Annotated in this window: 23 protein-coding genes and 1 pseudogene; 8 read left to right on the top strand and 16 right to left on the bottom strand. The window is 67.2% G+C overall.

Going from position 1 to position 18132, the window contains the following annotated elements:
• Positions 1-7: 7 nt before the first annotated feature.
• From A5790_RS11370 to A5790_RS11365, 3 genes and pseudogenes are all read right to left on the bottom strand, one after another.
• Positions 8-427 (bottom strand): lipoprotein LpqH, encoded by a 420-nt coding sequence (locus A5790_RS11370; protein ID WP_064418639.1) that lies wholly within the window; start codon positions 425-427, stop codon positions 8-10.
• Positions 428-502: 75 nt separating this feature from the next.
• Positions 503-619: pseudogene (locus tag A5790_RS25430) on the bottom strand (peroxidase); the annotation flags it as partial.
• Positions 620-627: 8 nt separating this feature from the next.
• Entirely contained in the window at positions 628-1404 is a 777-nt protein-coding gene (locus A5790_RS11365) for a helix-turn-helix transcriptional regulator (protein ID WP_066843740.1), read from the bottom strand.
• A gap of 110 nt (positions 1405-1514) precedes the next feature.
• Between A5790_RS11365 and A5790_RS11360 the strand changes: the two genes are divergently transcribed.
• The gene (locus tag A5790_RS11360; RefSeq protein WP_066843737.1) at positions 1515-1802 is read left to right on the top strand and encodes a hypothetical protein; all 288 of its coding nucleotides are present in this window, start codon (positions 1515-1517) and stop codon (positions 1800-1802) included.
• 236 nt (positions 1803-2038) lie between these two features.
• Here A5790_RS11360 and A5790_RS11355 read toward each other — a convergent pair whose 3' ends face one another.
• Complete coding sequence (locus A5790_RS11355) at positions 2039-3292, bottom strand: cytochrome P450 (protein WP_066843734.1); 1254 nt, start codon at positions 3290-3292, stop codon at positions 2039-2041.
• A 249-nt stretch (positions 3293-3541) separates the two neighbouring features.
• Here A5790_RS11355 and A5790_RS11350 point away from each other — a divergent pair, with 249 nt between their 5' ends.
• On the top strand, positions 3542-4165 hold the full coding sequence (locus A5790_RS11350) for a hypothetical protein (protein ID WP_156656365.1): 624 nt from the start codon (positions 3542-3544) through the stop codon (positions 4163-4165).
• Here A5790_RS11350 and A5790_RS11345 read toward each other — a convergent pair.
• Complete coding sequence (locus A5790_RS11345) at positions 4162-4641, bottom strand: hypothetical protein (protein WP_066843731.1); 480 nt, start codon at positions 4639-4641, stop codon at positions 4162-4164. The genes A5790_RS11350 and A5790_RS11345 overlap by 4 nt on opposite strands.
• Positions 4642-4647: 6 nt before the next feature.
• Complete coding sequence (locus tag A5790_RS11340; protein ID WP_066843729.1) at positions 4648-5259, bottom strand: DUF2867 domain-containing protein; 612 nt, start codon at positions 5257-5259, stop codon at positions 4648-4650.
• Positions 5260-5316: 57 nt separating this feature from the next.
• Between A5790_RS11340 and A5790_RS11335 the strand changes: the two genes are divergently transcribed.
• Positions 5317-5868 (top strand): TetR/AcrR family transcriptional regulator, encoded by a 552-nt coding sequence (locus A5790_RS11335; RefSeq protein ID WP_066843726.1) that lies wholly within the window; start codon positions 5317-5319, stop codon positions 5866-5868.
• 45 nt (positions 5869-5913) lie between these two features.
• On the opposite strand, the gene A5790_RS11330 is transcribed toward A5790_RS11335, so the two are convergent.
• From A5790_RS11330 to A5790_RS11315, 4 genes are all read right to left on the bottom strand, one after another.
• Entirely contained in the window at positions 5914-7047 is a 1134-nt protein-coding gene (locus tag A5790_RS11330) for a nitronate monooxygenase (RefSeq protein WP_064425504.1), read from the bottom strand.
• 44 nt (positions 7048-7091) lie between these two features.
• Complete coding sequence (locus tag A5790_RS11325) at positions 7092-7448, bottom strand: VOC family protein (protein ID WP_231987752.1); 357 nt, start codon at positions 7446-7448, stop codon at positions 7092-7094.
• An 82-nt stretch (positions 7449-7530) separates the two neighbouring features.
• On the bottom strand, positions 7531-8307 hold the full coding sequence (locus A5790_RS11320) for an HAD family phosphatase (RefSeq protein ID WP_066843720.1): 777 nt from the start codon (positions 8305-8307) through the stop codon (positions 7531-7533).
• A gap of 12 nt (positions 8308-8319) precedes the next feature.
• A complete protein-coding gene (locus tag A5790_RS11315; protein WP_066843717.1) occupies positions 8320-9396 on the bottom strand; it encodes a diacylglycerol kinase in 1077 nt (358 codons plus the stop codon).
• Between the two features lie 77 nt (positions 9397-9473).
• On the opposite strand from A5790_RS11315, the gene A5790_RS11310 reads away from it, so the two are divergent.
• Positions 9474-10208: a glucose 1-dehydrogenase gene (locus A5790_RS11310; RefSeq protein ID WP_064393791.1), complete on the top strand. Its 735-nt coding sequence runs from the start codon at positions 9474-9476 to the stop codon at positions 10206-10208.
• Positions 10209-10374: 166 nt separating this feature from the next.
• On the opposite strand, the gene A5790_RS11305 is transcribed toward A5790_RS11310, so the two are convergent.
• Entirely contained in the window at positions 10375-10761 is a 387-nt protein-coding gene (locus A5790_RS11305; protein WP_066843714.1) for a PaaI family thioesterase, read from the bottom strand.
• 58 nt (positions 10762-10819) lie between these two features.
• Between A5790_RS11305 and A5790_RS11300 the strand changes: the two genes are divergently transcribed.
• Positions 10820-12079 (top strand): competence/damage-inducible protein A, encoded by a 1260-nt coding sequence (locus tag A5790_RS11300; protein WP_066844153.1) that lies wholly within the window; start codon positions 10820-10822, stop codon positions 12077-12079.
• Positions 12080-12155: 76 nt separating this feature from the next.
• On the top strand, positions 12156-12377 hold the full coding sequence (locus A5790_RS11295; protein ID WP_064393793.1) for a hypothetical protein: 222 nt from the start codon (positions 12156-12158) through the stop codon (positions 12375-12377).
• 22 nt (positions 12378-12399) lie between these two features.
• On the opposite strand, the gene A5790_RS11290 is transcribed toward A5790_RS11295, so the two are convergent.
• Genes A5790_RS11290 through A5790_RS11275 form a run of 4 tightly spaced genes read right to left on the bottom strand, consistent with a single transcriptional unit; the run spans position 12400 to position 14903 of the window.
• Complete coding sequence (locus A5790_RS11290) at positions 12400-13323, bottom strand: alpha/beta fold hydrolase (protein ID WP_066843710.1); 924 nt, start codon at positions 13321-13323, stop codon at positions 12400-12402.
• Positions 13324-13361: 38 nt separating this feature from the next.
• Positions 13362-14210: a hypothetical protein gene (locus A5790_RS11285; RefSeq protein WP_066843707.1), complete on the bottom strand. Its 849-nt coding sequence runs from the start codon at positions 14208-14210 to the stop codon at positions 13362-13364.
• A 34-nt stretch (positions 14211-14244) separates the two neighbouring features.
• On the bottom strand, positions 14245-14484 hold the full coding sequence (locus tag A5790_RS11280; protein WP_066843704.1) for a hypothetical protein: 240 nt from the start codon (positions 14482-14484) through the stop codon (positions 14245-14247).
• 41 nt (positions 14485-14525) lie between these two features.
• A complete protein-coding gene (locus tag A5790_RS11275) occupies positions 14526-14903 on the bottom strand; it encodes a hypothetical protein (RefSeq protein WP_082961689.1) in 378 nt (125 codons plus the stop codon).
• A 97-nt stretch (positions 14904-15000) separates the two neighbouring features.
• Here A5790_RS11275 and A5790_RS11270 point away from each other — a divergent pair, with 97 nt between their 5' ends.
• Positions 15001-16632 (top strand): fatty acid--CoA ligase, encoded by a 1632-nt coding sequence (locus A5790_RS11270; protein ID WP_066844142.1) that lies wholly within the window; start codon positions 15001-15003, stop codon positions 16630-16632.
• A 96-nt stretch (positions 16633-16728) separates the two neighbouring features.
• Positions 16729-17238 (top strand): hypothetical protein, encoded by a 510-nt coding sequence (locus A5790_RS11265; RefSeq protein ID WP_082961682.1) that lies wholly within the window; start codon positions 16729-16731, stop codon positions 17236-17238.
• Positions 17239-17249: 11 nt separating this feature from the next.
• Here A5790_RS11265 and yaaA read toward each other — a convergent pair whose 3' ends face one another.
• The gene (gene yaaA / locus A5790_RS11260) at positions 17250-17996 is read right to left on the bottom strand and encodes a peroxide stress protein YaaA (protein ID WP_066843701.1); all 747 of its coding nucleotides are present in this window, start codon (positions 17994-17996) and stop codon (positions 17250-17252) included.
• Between the last annotated feature and the right edge of the window lie 136 nt (positions 17997-18132).

Here is an 18132-nt window from a genome sequence, read left to right as displayed (position 1 = left end):
CAGACCCTCAGCAGTGGGCTTCGATGCGGAAGGTGGCCGTCACCGCGTTACTCGGGTTGTCGGTGAACGACCCATCCGCCGACCCGGTGATGGTGAACGTGCCGCCGTCGCCCTCGACCTCGGCCTCGCCGATGTTCCCCTGCCAGAAGTTGCCGGTGAAGCCGCCGAAGTCGTGGAAGGCCACCGATTCGACGGTGACCTTGTCTCCGGTGCCGACGCTGGCCGTGAAGCCTTTGTTCTCGTCGGGTGTCTCGATCGTCCACAGCCACCCGGACTGGGTGCACGACACGGCGTGCGGTCCACCGGTGCTCTCGCCGTTGATGGTTACCTTCGCGGTCGTCCCACCGAGTGCCGCGGGCGGTGTGGAGCAGCCCGCGACCCCGGCACCGAGAATGACCGCGGCCGCCGCAACGAGTCGGATGTCCATGACGCCAGACTCTATTGGTGTTTGCGGCCGCATATGCGTGGTTCGGTCGACTACCGGTGCGGCGTGTTCCGGCGGTCAGCGGCCGGGGATACCCGTGTACTCGGGATTGGGTGGGGCCGACAGCGCGATACCGATCCGGTTGGTCGCGCCGATGAACCCGGCGATCGAGATGCCCTCCAGGATCCGATGATCGCCGGCTCTCACCGCAAGGCGGCGGCGGTGGCGTCATCGGCGGGCAGGAAAGCCTCGATCGAGAGCTCGGCGGCGGTGAGGTCGAGCGCGGTGCCGAACGTCGTCACGGTGGACAGGAAGGTCAGCAGGCGCCCGTCGGGTGTGGCGAGCTCGAGCGGTACCGCCACGCTGCCCAGATCCGATGAGCCGGCGGAACCGCCGGGGTAGGAGTCGATTTCGGCCAAGAGCGACGACAGCTCATCGGAGCCGCTCACGGCGACCTCACGCCGGAGGCGCTCGATGAGGTGGTGCCGCCACTGCGCGAGGTTTCTGATCCTCGGCGCCAGACCGTTGGGATGCAAGGCGATGCGCAGCGCGTTCGGGCGTTCGAGCAGTTCTGGTGCGACACCGTCCATCAGCACGCCGGCACCCTCGTTGGCCCGCACGATCTGCCATCCGCGGTCCACCACGACACACGGAAAAGGGTTGTAGGCGAACAGGACTCGATCGATTCCGGCGCGGACTGCAGCCATGTCCGGGTCATCGAGGGACCGCTCGGGGTGCACCGGCGCCAAACCTGCCGCCATCAACAGCTGGTTCTGCTCACGACGCGGCACGTCGAGCACCTCGGCCAGCCGCAGTACCATCGTCCGGCTCGGGGTGGATCGTCCGGTCTCGATGAAGCTGACGTGCCGGGGCGACACATCGGCGGCGACGGCGAGATCGAGCTGGCTGAGCCGACGGCGGCCACGCCACTGTTTCAACAGCGCGCCGAATGTCTGGGTCTGCACAGCCGCGAAGGTCATGTTGCCAGTGTGGCCGCCCACGGGCGCCCGGGCCACTACCTGGCAGGTAATTGCGCTGGTTACCTCAGGAGGGCAGCGTTGTCAGTGCCATCGAACAGAAGGAGGCAATCATGGGGGCGATACCCGCGACGACGCCGATCCCCCGGTGGCTGCGTTTCGTGCTGATCTCCGACCGCGCCGGGTCGGCGTGGTACATCGGTGCCGGCTTCTTCTTCGCGCCCGCGCTGGCGATGCTGTCGCCGTGGCCGGCCGTCACCACCGCGCTCTGGATCGTCATCGGCGTCTTCGGGTTATGGCTGGGCCTGCTCGGCATCGCGATGGCGACCGGTCTGGCCATGGTGCTGAAGTCGAACGGCGAGATACCGGAGGAGTACTGGCGCTCGATCATCGACTACTGATACGCGGTGGGGGCCCGGACGGGACAGACCGTGGGATAAGGCGTGCCCCCGATGGACAACTCACGGTCCGGTCTTGCGAACAAGACCCGGCTTGGTAGTCGATCCCGTCCGGGTGGAACCAGACACCCGTCTCTTTCAGGTGCCGAAGTGAAGGTATCGATGCGCTGCCACCCGGCGCGTCCGCCGATCGGACCCTTCCCCGGTGGAAAGGGGTGTCCACCGATCGGGGGACGCCGTCACGGCGCGGGCTCGCTGCGGGCGCCGACGTAGTCGACCTGCCAGTGTTTGATGCCGTTGAGCCATCCGGACCGGAGCCGTTCGGGCGGGCTCAGCGGCCGCAGGTTCGGCATCTCGTCGGCGATCGCGTTGAAGATGAGGTCGATCGTCATACGGGCCAGGTTCGCGCCTATGCAGTAGTGCGCACCCGTGCCGCCGAATCCTACGTGCGGGTTGGGATCTCGCAGGATGTTGAAGGTGTAGGGGTCGTCGAAGACCTCTTCGTCGAAATTGGCCGACCGGTAGAACATGACGACCCGGTCGCCTTTCTTGATCCTCACACCGGACAGCTCGGTGTCCTCGAGTGCGGTGCGCTGAAACGACGTGACGGGGGTGGCCCAGCGCACGATCTCGTCGGCGGCGGTGACGGGCCGTTCCCGCTTGAAAAGCTCCCACTGGTCGGGGAATTCGGTGAACGCCATCATGCCTTGGGTGATCGAGTTCCGCGTCGTCTCGTTGCCCGCCACCGCCAGCAGAATGACGAAGAAGCCGAACTCGTCGTCGGTGAGTTTGTGCCCCTCGACGTCGGCCTGCACGAGCTTGGTGACCAGATCCTCGCCCGGGTTCTTGCTGCGCTCCGCGGCCATCTGCATGCCGTACATGATCAGCTCGACCGAGGCGGCGGTGGGGTCGTTGCGGGTGTACTCCGGATCCTGATCGCCCACCATCTGATTCGACCAGTGGAACAGCTTCATCCGATCTTCCTGCGGCACACCCATCAGCCCCGCGATCGCCTGCAGTGGAAGCTCGGCCGACACCTGCTCGACGAAGTCGCCGGAGCCCTCGGCGGCGGCCGCCCTGACGATCTTGGCCGCGCGCTCGCGCAGTTCGGCGCGCAGGGATTCGACCGCGCGCGGGGTGAACGCACGCGAGACGATCTTGCGCAGATGCGTATGGTGCGGGGCGTCCTGATTGAGCAGGACCACCTTGCCGCCCTCGAGCGATTCGGGATCGGCCTCGTCGCGATAGCGGGGAAGCGCGGTCTTCTTGTTGCTGGAGAAGACGTCGCTGCGTCGCGAGATCTCCTTGACGTCCTTGTGCTTGGTGACCACCCAGAAACCGTCGTCGCCGAAGGCCAGGTTTCCTTTCGTCTGTTCGTTCCACCAGATCGGCGCCACCTTGCGCAGCTCGGCGAGTTCGTCGACCGGCAGGCGTTCGGCATAGATATCTGGATCGGTGAAATCGAATCCGGGCGGAAGGTTCGGGGTCGGCATGGCTGCATTCCTCTATGACGTCGTCTAGTGCCCTCACCGCCTTGCTACACCACGGTCAGGGGCTGGTGAGGCGGGTTCGGGAAAGTCCGACGAAAAGAGAAGTGGAACGTGTTCTCTGCGTCGCGGTAATTGACCTCTTCGTCACGACGAGCACTCCTGTAACAATTCTGCGAAACTGTTCGAACCAACAGTGACGCCGTCGAAGGCCGCGCTCCGGTCTTACGGCGGTAGCCCGGAAAGGGGGCAGCGGTGAGGATCGTCATCAACCCGAAGAAGCTTTCGCTGCTTGGCGCGGGATTGGCAGCGGCACTCATGGCCGCTGCGCCGCAGACCCTCGCCGAACCTGCCGCGCCGGTTCCTTCGCCAGCGCCGCCCGCGGCGCCCAGCAGCGCGCCGGTTCTGGAAGCCGCTGCGCCGGCGCCCGCCCCGCCACCGGCAACCGCCCCGGATCCGTTGGCGTTGATGCGCCCTGTGCCCGCGGCACCACCGCCCGCGCCTGAAGAAGCCGAAACCCCGGCCACCCCGCCCGAGCCCGTCCCGCACCTCGCGAGCCCGGAGACGCTGCCGCCGGGGACCGTGCTGGACCCGACCGGCCGAGGAAACGAGAGTCCAAACGTCAGCTACCTGAAGGACTTGTGGCACGCCGTCCAGAGGCAGGAGATCAGCGGTAAGGAAGCGTTGATCATGGGTCTCGCACAGCGCGGCATGAACACGCCGATTCCGGAGCAGAAGCCCGGACCCTACGTGCCGAACGCGCCGGCAGCTCCCGCGCAGGTGGCGCCGGCGCCCCCAGCGCCGCCCGTTCCCGCGCCTTCGGCGCCCGTTCCCGCGCCTTCGGCGCCCGTTCCCGCGCCTTCGGCGCCGACGCCCTAGCGGCGGACTCGTTCCAGCAGCGATCGCACCGTTTGCACGTGCGAATCCTCGATCGTCGACCACAGCCTGCGCGCGATCGGGTTGTCCTGACGGACGAACGTCGCGAACAGTAACCCGCCGTCCCGGCGGCGCAACAACAGCTCCCCGGGCATTCCGATACGTGAGTGTGCACCGAGCAGGACGGAATCGGCGACGGTGTCGCGGATGGGCCACCCGAGGATCGTCCGATTCGACCCGGGGGGCCGCAGCTTGAGTCCGATCGCCGACCACGCCGAGAGCAGACGGATGCGCATGTGAACCGGTGCCCCTTCCAATATCGTGCGCATCCAGTCTTCGGCACTGCGCTCGAGCGGATGCTCGATGCCGACCTCGAAGGCGTCGGCGTAGTCGATACGCCCGAGCGTGCTCACTGACAGCAGCGCATCCACCGGGTGTACCTGCCGAACGCGGTGTTCGGAGGCTTGGGTTTTCGTCATGGTTGCCTACCTTTCATGGTGTCGGTTCACATTCGGCCCACTGCGCCACAGTCGGCCGATGTCGCGCAGCATCAGCGGATAGACGATCAGGTGACGGAAGAGGGCGATCGCTGTCAGATACATCCGGCCCATCGCGCCGTTGGGCCGGACAAGAACCGCCATCTGCCCGCGGTGCACACCCGTGGCGTCGGCCATCCAGCCGACATGCAGGACCCCGTGCACGGTTCGGTTGGCGATCTCCACCGCGAATTCGTCGTCGGTGAGGTACAGGGGTTCAAAGTGATCGTGTTCGATGCCGAGTTGTGATGCCGTAGACCGCAATTCCGGCGCGAGCCGGTCCCGCAGCGTCGCGACGCGTACGCCCAGTCCTTCTTTCGGCGTGTCGAGCGCGAACCACCTTCCGAGCGCCCAACGGGCAGCGAACAGCGCGCGTACGACGGGGGAGGTTCTGCCGGGGTCGAACGCGCGCCAGAGGCCGACGAGGTCGCCGAAATCGTCGCGGCTGCCGGGCGTGGGAAGCGCCCAGACGTCGAGAACCTCGAACTCGCCCGCGATTTCGTGGATGCGCCAAGGCCGGGCCAGGTGCTCGGCGTCGGCGAGTCGCTCTCCACCAAACATACATAACTGTATGCTTGAATCCGTCACGCCGTCAAGGCCTTAGCACGGGGGTTCCCGATGGTTGCTCAGATCCGCACACCACGGAACGGGTGGATCGACGCCGGACTCGAGGCGTTGGCAGCGGGTGGGCCGGATGCCGTTCGGGTGGATCTACTCGCCAAAGCGTTGGGCGTCACGCGTGGCGGGTTCTACTGGCACTTCACCAATCGACAGGACTTCCTCGACGCCCTGTTGGAGTCGTGGGAGCAGCGGAGCACCGACGACGTGCTCGCACGTGTCGAGTCCGAGGGTGGAGACGCCAGGGCAAAGGTCCGCAAGGCCGGCCTGCTCACGTTCTCGAAGGAACTTCTCCCGGTCGACCTAGCGGTGCGTGACTGGGCCCGCCGCGATCGCGCGGTGGCTCGGCGCCTTCGTCGTGTCGACAACCGACGGATGGAGTATCTGCGTACTCTCATCGGCACTTTCGTCGACGACGATGCCGACGTCGAGGCCCGGGCCATGCTCGCCTTCTCACTGGCGATCGGAGGTCACTTCATCGCCGCCGACCACGGCGCACTGACCAGACGCGAAGTGCTGGAACGGGCCACGCAGCGACTTCTCACCGAGTGATTTCGGTGTCGCTTGTCGCGCTCAGCGCAGCGAACCGCACCGAAATCAGACCGAGGCGGCCTCGTTGATCTCGTCGAGCCTGCCGGTCGCCTCGAGGTACTCCTGCACCCAGCGCTCGATTACCGTCGCGGTCTTCTCGACCTTGCTGAACTGCCCGACAACCTGACCGATCGGGTTGAATGCCACGTCGACGGACTCGTTCGGGTACTTGTGGGTGGCGGCCACGGCCATTCCGGAAACCATGTACTGCAACGGCATTCCGAGCGGCTTGGGGTTGTTGGGATCCTCCCACGCCTCGGTCCACTCGTTGCGCAGCATCCGCGCGGGCTTACCGGTGAACGACCGGCTGCGCACGGTGTCCTTGCTGGTGGCCTTGACGTACGCGGCGTGCTGAACCGGGGTGTTCTCCGACTCTTCGACCATCACCCACTGCGAACCCGTCCAGGCGCCTTGCGTCCCGAGCGCCAGCGCGGCAGCGATCTGCTCGCCGCTGCCGATGCCGCCGGCGGCCAGCACGGGCACCGGTGCGACCTCCTTGACGACCTGCGGCCACAGCACGATCGAGCCGATCTCGCCGCAGTGCCCGCCGGCTTCGCCGCCCTGGGCGATGATGATGTCCACCCCGGCGTCGGCGTGTTTGCGCGCCTGCGACGGCGACCCGCACAGCGCGGCGACCTTACGGCCTTCGTCGTGGATGTGCTTGATCATGTCGGCGGGGGGAGTGCCGAGCGCGTTGGCGATCAGCGTGCACTTCGGATGCCGCAGCGCGACCTCGACCTGCGGGGTGGCGGTGGCCTCGGTCCAGCCGAGCAGTTGCAACGCGTCGTCGTCGCTGTGGTCGACCGGGACGCCGTGCTCGGAGAGGATCTTCTTGGCGAAGTCGATGTGCTCCTGCGGGACGAGATCGTTGAGCGTCTTCTTGAGCACCTCCGGGTCCATATCGGCGGAGTCCATGCCCTCGTACTTGTTCGGGATCACGATGTCCACGCCGTACGGGTGGTCTCCGATGTTCTCGTCGATCCACTTGAGCTCGATCTCGAGCTGTTCCGGGGTGTATCCGACGGCGCCGAGCACGCCGAATCCGCCGGCCTTGCTCACGGCGACCACCACGTCGCGGCAGTGGGTGAACGCGAAGATCGGGTACTCGATGCCGAGGTCGTTACAGATCGGGGTGCGCATGCCTGCTCCTTGGTGTCACCGCTCAAATTGAAACGTGTTCTAGTTTAGTACGCGCCGAGGTCTTGCACGAAAGAGACCTCGTTGCCGTCCGGGTCGGCGACGTCGAGGACCTTCACCAGGCCGGCGATCACGACGACCTCTCCGGTCTCGACACCCAGCTTCGCCAACTCGGCGGTCTGCGCGTCGAGGTCGTCGACACCGATCCGGACCGCCGATCGCCCGGCCCGTGCGTGGTCCTCCATGAGCTGCAGCCAGGCCGTCGCAGTGATCTGCCACTCGGCGACGCCCTCGATCGGCTCGAGGTCGGGGCCGCGCCCCATCACCTCGCAGTACCAGGACCGGGCGGCCACAAAGTCGCCGGTGGCGACGACGGCGGCGATGTCGTTGAACTTCCCAGCCACGGCCCCAATCCTTCGCCGAGATTCAGCGTTATGACGGGATTCGAGCGAAATCCGTCATAAACGACAGTCTCAACGCATGCGGTCAGTCGTAACCGATCAGCCTCCGGAACGACACCCGCCTGCGGTTGCTCGCCCCCTCGACGCGTAACACCGGCCATTCGCGCTCGGCCGCCATCGCGGCGAGCCCGGGCCGCGGGTTCACCGGCCGCGGATTGCCGACAAGAGCCATCAACACCGAGTCCTCGTCGCCGTCGGCGTAGAAGTAGCTGCGTTGCAGCTCAACATCATTGGCCTCGCAGAAACGCTGCACCGCGGTCGATTTGTTGGCTCCCCAGATGACGGGCTTGGCGATCCGGCCGGTGAGGAGGCCGGCTTCGTCGACCTCGAAGTGGTTGCACAACACGTGGTCGATCCCGGTGAACCGGGCGACGGGCTCGGCGTGGATGGTCAGCGCCGAACTGCTGAGCACGACGGTGTGACCGCGCTGCTGGTGGGCTTGGACGATCTCGTGCATGTAGGGGAACACGCGCGCCGCCACCCGTTCGACGAAGAGCCGCTCGCCGAGCTCGTCGAGTTCGGCCAGGGACTCGCCGCGCAGATAACCGGCCGCGCGGGTGAGAAGTCGCTCGAATTGCATGCGGCCCAACCGGTATCGCAGCGACGCTTCGACCACACCGAGCACCTCGCCGATGCGCGCCTGTCTGCGACGGATGCGGTCGGCGGCGTGTGCCGTGGCCGTGAAGCCGTCGACCAGCGTGCCGTCGAGGTCGAAGAACGCTCCGACGCGGGGACCCTGCGGGCTCGCGGCGACTTCGGCTACCGCGTCCACGCGTTCGGGTATCGCCGGCTGCAGGCTCATAACCTCGTCAGCCTACTGAGCCGAATACAGTCCCTTGCCCGTCACGAGCGGCATGTCCAAAGTGGTCCGGATCCCCGGCGCGGCCGCCACCACGTCCGGAATCGCGTTGACGATGCGGCCGGCCGCGGCCAGGATCGCCGCGTAATTGTGGTCACCGTTGCGGCTGGTCGGGCAGATGTCCATGACGTAGGACGGCTCGCCGGTGATCTCGACGCGGTACGAACCGCCCGGCTGTGCGGGTTGGGCCCAGTCCGGTCGCAGGTCACCGCGCAACCGCGTGACGTGCTCGACGACGATCGCCGGCCGTCCTCCGACCATGCCCTCGATCAAGAAGCGCACCGCCGCCACGGTGCCCTTCTTGATCGTGCCGACCGCGACGTCGAAGTCCTCGGGGGCAGGCTCTTGTTCGACGGAGTCCTTGATCTCGTCGACCTCGATGCCCAGACCCGCGGCGAGCTGCCGGATCGCGGTGCCCCAGGCGATGCTCAGCACCCCAGGCTGGTACAGCATCGGGAGGTCACCGATCTCGTTCCCGAAGCCCATCACGTCGAACATCACCGTGGCGCCGTCGTAGCTCGCATAGTCGGCGATCTCCATCGTGCGGATCTGTTCGATGCTCTGACATGTTCCGGCGAGCGCGAAGGGGAGCAGGTCGGTCACGAAGCCCGGGTCGACGCCCGTCATGAAGACCGTCGAATTCCCGTCTCGCGCAGCGTCTTCGACTCGCTGAATGTACTTGTCAGGGATCACCTGCCACGGGTACTGCAATACGCCGAGACCGGAGCCGACCACATCGATGCCCGCCGCGAGGATTTTCCGCACGTCGGCCATCGCGTCGGGCAGTCGGGTGTCGCCCATCGCGCAGTAGACGACGCACTCCGGTGCGCCGGCGATGATCGTGTCGAGATCATCGACCGCGGTCACTCCGGTGGTGACGTCGAGGCCAGCCAGCTCGCCGGCGTCCTTGCCCACCTTGGCCTCCGACGAGACCCAGACGCCGGTGAGATCGAACCGCGCATCGTCGATGAGTTGCTTCAGTGCGAGGCTGCCGCAGTTGCCGGTTCCGATGAGCGCCACCCGAATAGCCATGGCCAGCAGTATGCGTGGTGGCCAGCCAAATTGGAACAGGTTCTAGTTCTGCGCGGGGTGCGGTAGCCTGACGCCCCATGGGACGTGTGGACGACAAGGTGGCTCTGATCAGTGGCGGAGCGCAGGGGATGGGCGCGGCCGATGCCCGTGCACTGGTTGCCGAGGGTGCCAAGGTAGTGATCGGCGACATCCTCGACGAGAAGGGTAAGGCGCTGGCCGAGGAGATCGGCGAGTCCGCCCGCTACGTGCACCTCGACGTCACCCAGGCCGACCAGTGGGAGGCCGCCGTCGCCACCGCCGTCAACGAGTTCGGCAAGCTCAACGTGTTGGTGAACAACGCGGGCACCGTCGCGCTCGGGCAGATCGGTCAGTTCGACATGGCCAAGTGGCAGAAGGTCATCGACGTCAACCTCACCGGCACCTTCCTCGGCATGCAGCATTCGGTTGAGGCGATGAAGGCCGCGGGCGGCGGATCGATCATCAACATCTCGTCGATCGAGGGATTGCGCGGCGCGGTGATGGTGCACCCGTACGTCGCCTCCAAGTGGGCGGTGCGCGGGCTGACCAAGTCGGCGGCACTCGAGCTGGGGTCGCACAACATTCGGGTGAATTCGGTGCATCCCGGCTTCATCCGCACCCCGATGACCAAACACTTCCCGGACAACATGCTGCGGATCCCGCTGGGCCGGCCCGGTCAGCCCGAGGAGGTCGCCACGTTCGTGGTGTTCCTGGCCAGCGACGAGTCCCGATACTCGACCGGCGCCGAGTACGTCATGGACGGCGGCCTGACCAACGACGTCCCGCACAAGTAGATCTGGCGCCGCCTCCCGAGCGCGCCGACCTCCTCCCGAGCGCGCCGACCTCCTCCCGAGGGCGCCGAACGTGGGTTACCCGCACGTCTTCCGTGCCGCGAGCGTGACATAGCCCCACACTCGGCCAGGGGTGGGTCCGCCGTCGGCGGGCGCGGTTCGGGTCAGATCAGTCGACGGCGGCGAAGTTCACCGTCGCGGTCGCTCCGACTTCGTCGTCGTTGCCGCGGTAGATGTCGACCTGCACGACCGCCGAACGTTTCCCGGTACGCAGAATCCGCGCGACCGCCCTCGCCGGCCCGATCTTGATGGGCCGCAGGTAGCGGATGAACAGGTCGGTGGTGGCGATGGCGTGGCCGAACGGGGTGACTCGAGAGGCGAGTTGACCCGCCGTCACGTCGGCCATCGTCGCGATCAAGCCGCCCTGCAGACCGCCCGCGGTGTTAATGGTCCGCTCGTCGACCGGCATCTCCATCGTCACGGTGCCCTCGGGCGACGGCACCTCCGTCAGGCCGAGTTGGTCGAACAACTCGCGAAGCGACTTGGGCGCGGTCATGGGTAACGACATTACCGCCGTGCGCCGCCGCTGTGTCGGGTGCGTAATGTCGTCAATCGTGAGCGCACGCGCGGGCATCGTCGTCACCGGTACGGAAGTCCTCACCGGCCGGATCCAAGACCTCAACGGACCCTGGCTGGCCGACCGGCTGCTGGAGTTGGGTGTCGAACTGGCACACATCACGATGTGCGGCGACCGGCGCGGCGACATCGAGGCCCAGCTGCGTTTCCTGGCCGACGAGGGTGTGGACCTCATCATCACCACCGGCGGACTGGGGCCCACTGCCGACGATATGACCGTCGATACCGTGGCTCGGTTCAGCGGCCGAGAGTTGGTGTTGGACAACCGACTCGAGGAGAAGATCGCCGACATCGTGTCGCGGCTGATGGCACGCTTCCCGGACGTCGACGCCGAAGCGATCCGGGTGGCCAACCGCAAACAGGCCCTGATCCCCGAAGGCGCTGACGTCATCGATCCGGTGGGCACCGCGCCGGGTGTCGTGGTTCCCGGCTCACCGACGGTCGTCGTGCTGCCCGGCCCGCCGCGGGAGCTGCAGCCCATGTGGCCGTTGGCGTTGCAGACCGCCGCGGTGCAGAAGGCGATCGCGGGCCGCACGGTGTATCGCCAGGAGATGGTGCGGATGTTCGGGCTTCCGGAATCCGGGCTGGCCGACACGCTGCGCGACGCTGAACGCGAGGTCGACGGCTTTGATCGGCTCGAGATCACCACCTGCCTGCGGCGCGGCGAACTCGAGGTCGTCACCCGATATGAGCCCGACGCCGCCGAGACGTACGCGAAGCTGATGGCGCTGCTGCGCGATCGCCATGGCGATGCAGTGTTCTCTGAGGACGGCTCTCGCATCGACGACCAGATCGCTCGGCTGCTGGCCGGGCGTCGTATCGCGACCGCGGAGTCGTGCACCGGCGGGCTGTTGGCCGCGCGACTGACCGACCTCGCCGGGTCGTCGGCATATGTCGCGGGCGGGGTGGTCGCCTACGCGAACGACGCCAAGTCCGAACTGCTCGGCGTCGACCCCGCGCTGATCGAACGGCACGGCGCGGTCTCCGAGCCCGTCGCCGAAGCGATGGCCGACGGGGCGCTGACCCGGTTCGGCGCAGACACCGCGATCGCGATCACGGGCATCGCCGGGCCCGGCGGTGGGACGAAGGACAAGCCGGTCGGCACAGTGTGTTTCAGCCTGAAGCTGGCGGACGGCACCGCGGTGACCAGATCGATGCGGATGCCCGGTGACCGGGCCGACATCCGCGAGCGGTCCACCACCGTGGCCATGCACCTGCTGCGTCGGGCGCTGAGCTGAGATGCGCGTCCGCAGCCTCCTGCAGCGGTGCCATGCGGATCGGCTAACGTACGGGTCCGACACAGGAGGAGTACCGATGGCGGAGAACGCGCGCGAGCAGATGTCTGAACGCGCCGTAGAGGTCGGATGGGACCGCAGGGAGGCGGACCGTACCGACTACTACACGCGTAGCCCGGTGCGTATCCACGTGATCTGGCAGGGCAACGACGCCATCAGCGGCGGTGCGCTGTACCACGACGACATCCTGATGGCCTACAGCCGGGACCTGTCCACGGTGTCCGGCTGGCTCAAACGCTGAGCTGTAGCGCTGAGTTGAGCGGTCAGGGACGCTGAGGCTTCTGTTCGTCCCACACCTTCAACATCGTCTGCAGGATTTCCTCGGCGCGGCCGAGGCCAGCGAGGTGACTCTCGCCGGGCATCGTGTACAGCTCGGCGTCGCGAAGCTTCGAGACGACGTGCTCGCCATGCTTGAACGGGACGATGTGGTCGGCGTCGCCATGCCACCACCGGACGGGCACCGCGATCTCATCGAGCCGGAAGCCCCAGTCGCGGGCGAAGACCACGATGTCGGAGAACGGGGCCGCCAACTGCTTGCGGCTGCCATTGAGCAGGTCGTCGAGGAACATCGCCTTGATCTCCGGCCGGGCCAGAAGCCGGCGATCGCCCTCGGGTGACACGCGACCGTAGAGATCGGTGATGGGGGAGGCGACCGGCTTGATGAACCGGATCAGTGCCGAGGCCAGCAGCCCGACCGGGATTCCCGCGTACTGGAGCAGCGGTGCGACGCGTGTGCCGAGGTTGCCCATCAGCCCGCCGGGGATCGCGTCGGGGCCGACCGTGGGCGCGACGCCGCCGATTACCCCCGCGACGACGACGCGGTCGGGCATCGCGGCGGCGCACCCGAGCGTGTACGGGCCGCCACCGGAGAGGCCGACCACGGCCATCTTGTCGATACCAAGCGTGTCGGCGATGGTGCGCAGGTCATCGGCGAAGTCGACGACCCGCTCGTACCGGTGCGGGGTCGAGGATCCGATCCCGGGCCGGTCGAGGCCAATCAGGCGGATGTTCGCCTTCTCCGCATAGATGCGCGCTTCCATCGGTATCTGACGGCGGGCACCCGGGGTGCCGTGCAGCCAGAAGATGGCGCGGCCTTGCGGGGCACCGAACTCGGCGAAGCCGATACGTCGATCCTCACCGACAGCGACGCTGCCCTCGAGCTTCGGGCGGGCGATTGCGACAACCATGGCGAGAGTGTCTCACGACGCCCGGCCGATCATTCCGATCAGGCCACCTGAAACACGTACGACGCGGCGGTGGTGACTCGGTCGTCGACGCCCTCGTCATGCATCAGCACCCGGACCGCGAACGTGTCGTCGGACCCGCGCAGCGCTTCGGTGTCCACCCGGAATGGGCCGGCCTTTCCGCGCGCCATGAACATCACATGGCAGGACACGCCGTGGAGACGGCCGGTTCCCGCGGCGGCGGCCGCGGCGTCGATGGCGGCGGTCTCGAGGATGACGAACTGCGGTCCGACGTGCAGGGCCGCATCGGGCGATGCGACCTCGACCGACAGTTCGGGCAGCCCCCAGCGGCCGTCTGGCCGGCGATGGCCGCCGAACACCTGCCACAGCGGCGGCAGGTCGGGGGAGTCGACGATCTCGAGGGGGTTGGCCTCCATTCGTTCCAGTCCCTCGGGCGGGATGCCGATGCTGACCCCCTGACCCTCGATCAGCGCGAGCACGCGGTCCGGCTTGTCGGCGTCGACGATCTTTGCGCGGCTGTAGCCCATCTGGCGGCCGACCCTCAGTTCCTCGGATACCACCTCGAAGCGTCGCACGCCCAGGCCCGGATCGAGGATCTGGCAGGAATGGATGACCGGGTTCGGCACCGCCTCCAGGTCGGACATGTGGCCACTCTCGGGTGCCGAGATGCCCAGCACGGCGAACAGCAGCCCACCGGCCGCGTCGCGCATATCGCGGCGCACGGTGACCGTGTTGTCCTCCTCGACGAGGTCCATCTGCGCGTAACTGCGGCCGATGTAGCGATAACTCAGCAGTCCGCCCCAGCGCCTGCGCAGTTCCTCGGCATACTCCTCGGGTGAATCGGACAACTCGCGGATATCGCGCAGCACGCGTACTCCCATCTGAGGTAACGCCGACGGCGGTCTACTGCAGTCGGCGCGGCGATACTTCCATCTGATAACCGGCGGGGAACGTCATCTCGATCACCCGCAGTTCGTCGTGGGCCTTCGACTCGAGTTCGAGGACGACACACCCCTCGCCGAGGTCCTTGGCCTCCAACACCGTGTAATGCTGACCGCCACCGTTGACATCGACGACAGGGTCCCCTGAGCGCAGTGCCTCGACCGCGACCAGGCCGCGGGCTTTTGCCGGGTGTGTCTCCACGCGACCAACGGTAGGCCAAGTCACCGCGGCGCTCGGGGGTTTCAGCCGACCGCCAAGGTGTAGAAGAAGCCGCCGACGATGAGCGTGGCCAGGCAGAGCCCGAAGGTTCCCAGAGCGAACGGCCAGCCCCGCTCACGTCGCACCAGCTGCACGACCGTGACGATCAACCCGGCTACACCGATGGCAGCCGCGATCAACAGCGCGTTGATGATCGCGCCGACCGCGCCCGCCTCGCTACAACTTTCGGGAGGGCAGTGATCCAGGAACGCGAGGGAGAAGAGCCCGAACACCGCACCGACGACGAGCATCGCGGCGGTCATCACCAGGGCGACTATCGAAGCCGCGATGTCCGCGCCGGACACCGGCCGCTTCGGGGGCCGCGGCATCGGGTAGGCGGGCGGATAGCTCGGTTGGACCATGACCGCAGATGCTAGCGACGCGATACCCGGTTTCCTGTCGAAACGCCAGGACATGGACCATCATGGCGCTATCGAGCCAGCCGCACGGGAGGTGCCGATGGACAGCACGATGCAGGACTTTCCACTGACTCTGACCACGATCCTGCGACACGGCACGGGGTGGCACTCCGGTCGCAAGGTGATCACCGCGACGCCCGACGGTTCGCGGGAGATCAGCTACGGCGAGCTCGGAAGCCGGGTGGCCCAGTTGGCCAACGGGCTGCGTGCGCTCGGAGTGACCGAGGGGCAACGGGTCGCCACGTTCATGTGGAACAACCAGGAACACCTCGAGGCCTACTTCGCCGCGCCGTGCATGGGCGCGGTGCTGCACACACTCAACATCCGCCTGGGCGGCGATCAGGTCGCGTTCATCGCCAACCAGGCCGAGGATTCCGTTGTGCTGGTGGATATGTCGCTCGTGGCGTTGTTCGCACCGATCCTGCCGCAGCTGGCGACCGTGCACACCGTGGTCGTGGTGGGGGAGGGCGACATCTCCGAACTCGCCGACGCGGGCCCCACGGTGATCCGGTACGACGACCTCATCACCGAGCAGCCGCTCGAGTACGACTGGCCGGAACTTGACGAAAAGATTGCCGCCGCAATGTGTTACACCAGCGGCACGACCGGCAACCCGAAGGGCGTCGTCTACAGCCACCGGTCGACGTATCTGCACTCGATGGCCGTGTGCTCGGCCAACGGCATCGGTCTGGCCGACGGTGACCGCGTGTTGACGGTCGTTCCGATGTTTCACGCCAATGCGTGGGGTCAGCCGTATGCGTCGGTGATGGCCGGCGCGGATCTGCTGCTGCCCGACCGGTTTCTGCAGGCCGCCCCGCTGGTCGACATGATCGAGCGTCACCGCCCGACGGTGTCGGCGGCGGTGCCGACGATATGGAACGACGTGCTCAACTTCTTGCACGCCAACCCGGACAGGGACATCTCGTCGCTGCGCAACGTCTGCTGCGGCGGATCGGCGGTCCCACTGGCGATGATGAAGGAGTACCAGGAGCGCTTCGGCGTCGTCATCCGGCAAGGTTGGGGTATGACCGAAACCTCTCCGCTCGCGGCGATTGCGGTCCCGCCACCGGAAGTGACCGGCGAGGACCACTGGACGTTGCGGGCCGCGGCCGGCCGCGCATTGTGCGGTGTGGAGATCCGCATCGTCGACGACCAGGGCGCAGTCCTGCCCAGCGACGGGAAAGCCGTGGGCGAGATCGAGATTCGCGGCCCGTGGATCACCGGCTCGTACTACCTCAACGCCGACTCGAGCAAGTTCGACGAGGGGTGGTTGCGCACCGGTGACGTCGGAAAAATCGATCCTCAGGGCTTCATCACGTTGACCGACAGGGCCAAGGACGTAATCAAGTCCGGTGGGGAGTGGATCTCGTCGGTGGAGTTGGAGCTGCGCATCATGGACCACCCCGCCGTGTACGAGGCGGCGGTCGTCGCGGTGCCCGACGATCGTTGGCAGGAGCGGCCGTTGGCGGCGGTGGTCCTCGACGAGGACGCGTCCGTCACCCCCGACGAGTTGCGGAAACATCTGAGCGACAACGTGCCCCGATTCTGGTTGCCGGAGCGTTGGGCATTCGTCGAGGAGGTGCCCAAGACCAGCGTCGGAAAGTTCGACAAGAAGTTGATCAGGGCGCGGTACGCCGACGGCGCCTACGACGTCGTCGAGTGCCGGGACTGATCGCCCAGGCGCCGAACACACGGCGAACCGTTCCGGCGCGGGTGGCGGGTGGTTTACGGTAGCGACGACGGTCAATCCGGTGGCTAGACACCGCGGATGAGGAACGGGGACGAAGACATGCGCCGATCGATCCGACTGATGGCCTCGGCCGCCGCGCTCACGACCGCGGCACCCCTGGGGTTGCTGACCGCCAGCATCGCGGCGGCCAATGACACCTTCGTCCCGATGAACCAGGTGTCGCGGCGTTGCGATTACAGCGAGACCGACTACAACGGCCCGACCGGCTATGGGCGGGGCACGAGCGTCATCAGGTCGAGCGGGTCGAATCTGTCCGCGGATGTCACGCTCGACGTGGCCGTACCCAACACGCGCTACGACGTCCGGCTCATTCAGGTTCCGCGGCCGTCGTCGGCACCGTGCCTCGGCAGCGATCCCGGTGTCGCCATGGCTCCGTTGCAGACCAACGGTGTCGGTCACGGCACCGTCAGCCTCCACGACAGCATCGAACCGGGAGCGACGGGGGCGTGGGTGTGGATCACGCGGCCCGACCCGTTCTCCCAGGACCCCAAGGAGTTCTACACCAGCGACATGATCGTCAAGATCTGACGGCGGTGCGCTCAGGCGGCGACGACGACGGTCAACTCGTCGCCGCGGCGTTCCACCCGCATACCCGCGCGCCGCGCCACGGCTGCGACCGCGGCCGCATCGGCAGGTTCGGATCGCGAGGCCGCCAGTACGCGCGCGAGTCGCCCCTTGTGCGCCTTGTTGAAGTGGGTCACCACGCTGCGGCGCCCGTCCGGATGCTCGGCGACCACGTCCACCCGTACCGCATTGGGCAACCGGCCGAGCGCCGCATACGAACCGGAGCGGAGGTCGACGACCAGGTCGTCGACGGCCCAGTCGGCCAGCACAGGTTCCAGCAGTGGGCGCCACCGCGTCGCCAACGACGGCCGGCCGGGTAGCTTCGACGTTGCCGAGAGCCGATAGGCCGGGACCGGATCGTCGGCGCGCAGCAGTCCGAACAAGGCAGAGCCGACGGCCAGCCGTGCCCTTGCCCGCGCTGCGGCGGCCCCGCGCAGCGATCCGACGTCCAGCGCGTCGTAGAGGACGCCGGTGTAGCGGCTCATCGCTGGCAACGTCGGCGCGACGTGCAACTCCGCGTTGCGCTCGATCTCGGCGTCCTGTGATGCGGAGAGCCCCAGGGCGCGCCGGCATGCGGGCCGGTCGGCGGCCAGTTTTACGAGCTCGTCGAGCAGTTCGGCGCGCAGGGGCCCGAGCTCAGGCGAACTGAGCGACTCCAGCTGCAGTGGGGGCCCGTCGCCTCCGACCCGTTTGGTCTCCGAGGGCGGAAGAAGCACGATCACGCCGCAGAGGCTATCCGGGCGCGGGTCACGCTCAGGCCGGAGGCATCGGAGCCGGCGGCGGCGGCGCGAACGGGTCGGCCGGAGGAGGCGGCGGCGGGGGTGCCAATGGCGCGCCAGGCATCGGAGCCGGCGGCGG

This window comes from Mycobacterium sp. 852002-51152_SCH6134967 (genome assembly GCF_001667105.1).
GTDB classification, from domain to species: domain Bacteria; phylum Actinomycetota; class Actinomycetes; order Mycobacteriales; family Mycobacteriaceae; genus Mycobacterium; species Mycobacterium neumannii_A.
Note: the sequence above shows the minus strand (reverse complement) of the source record. Positions and strands in the feature narration are given on the sequence as shown.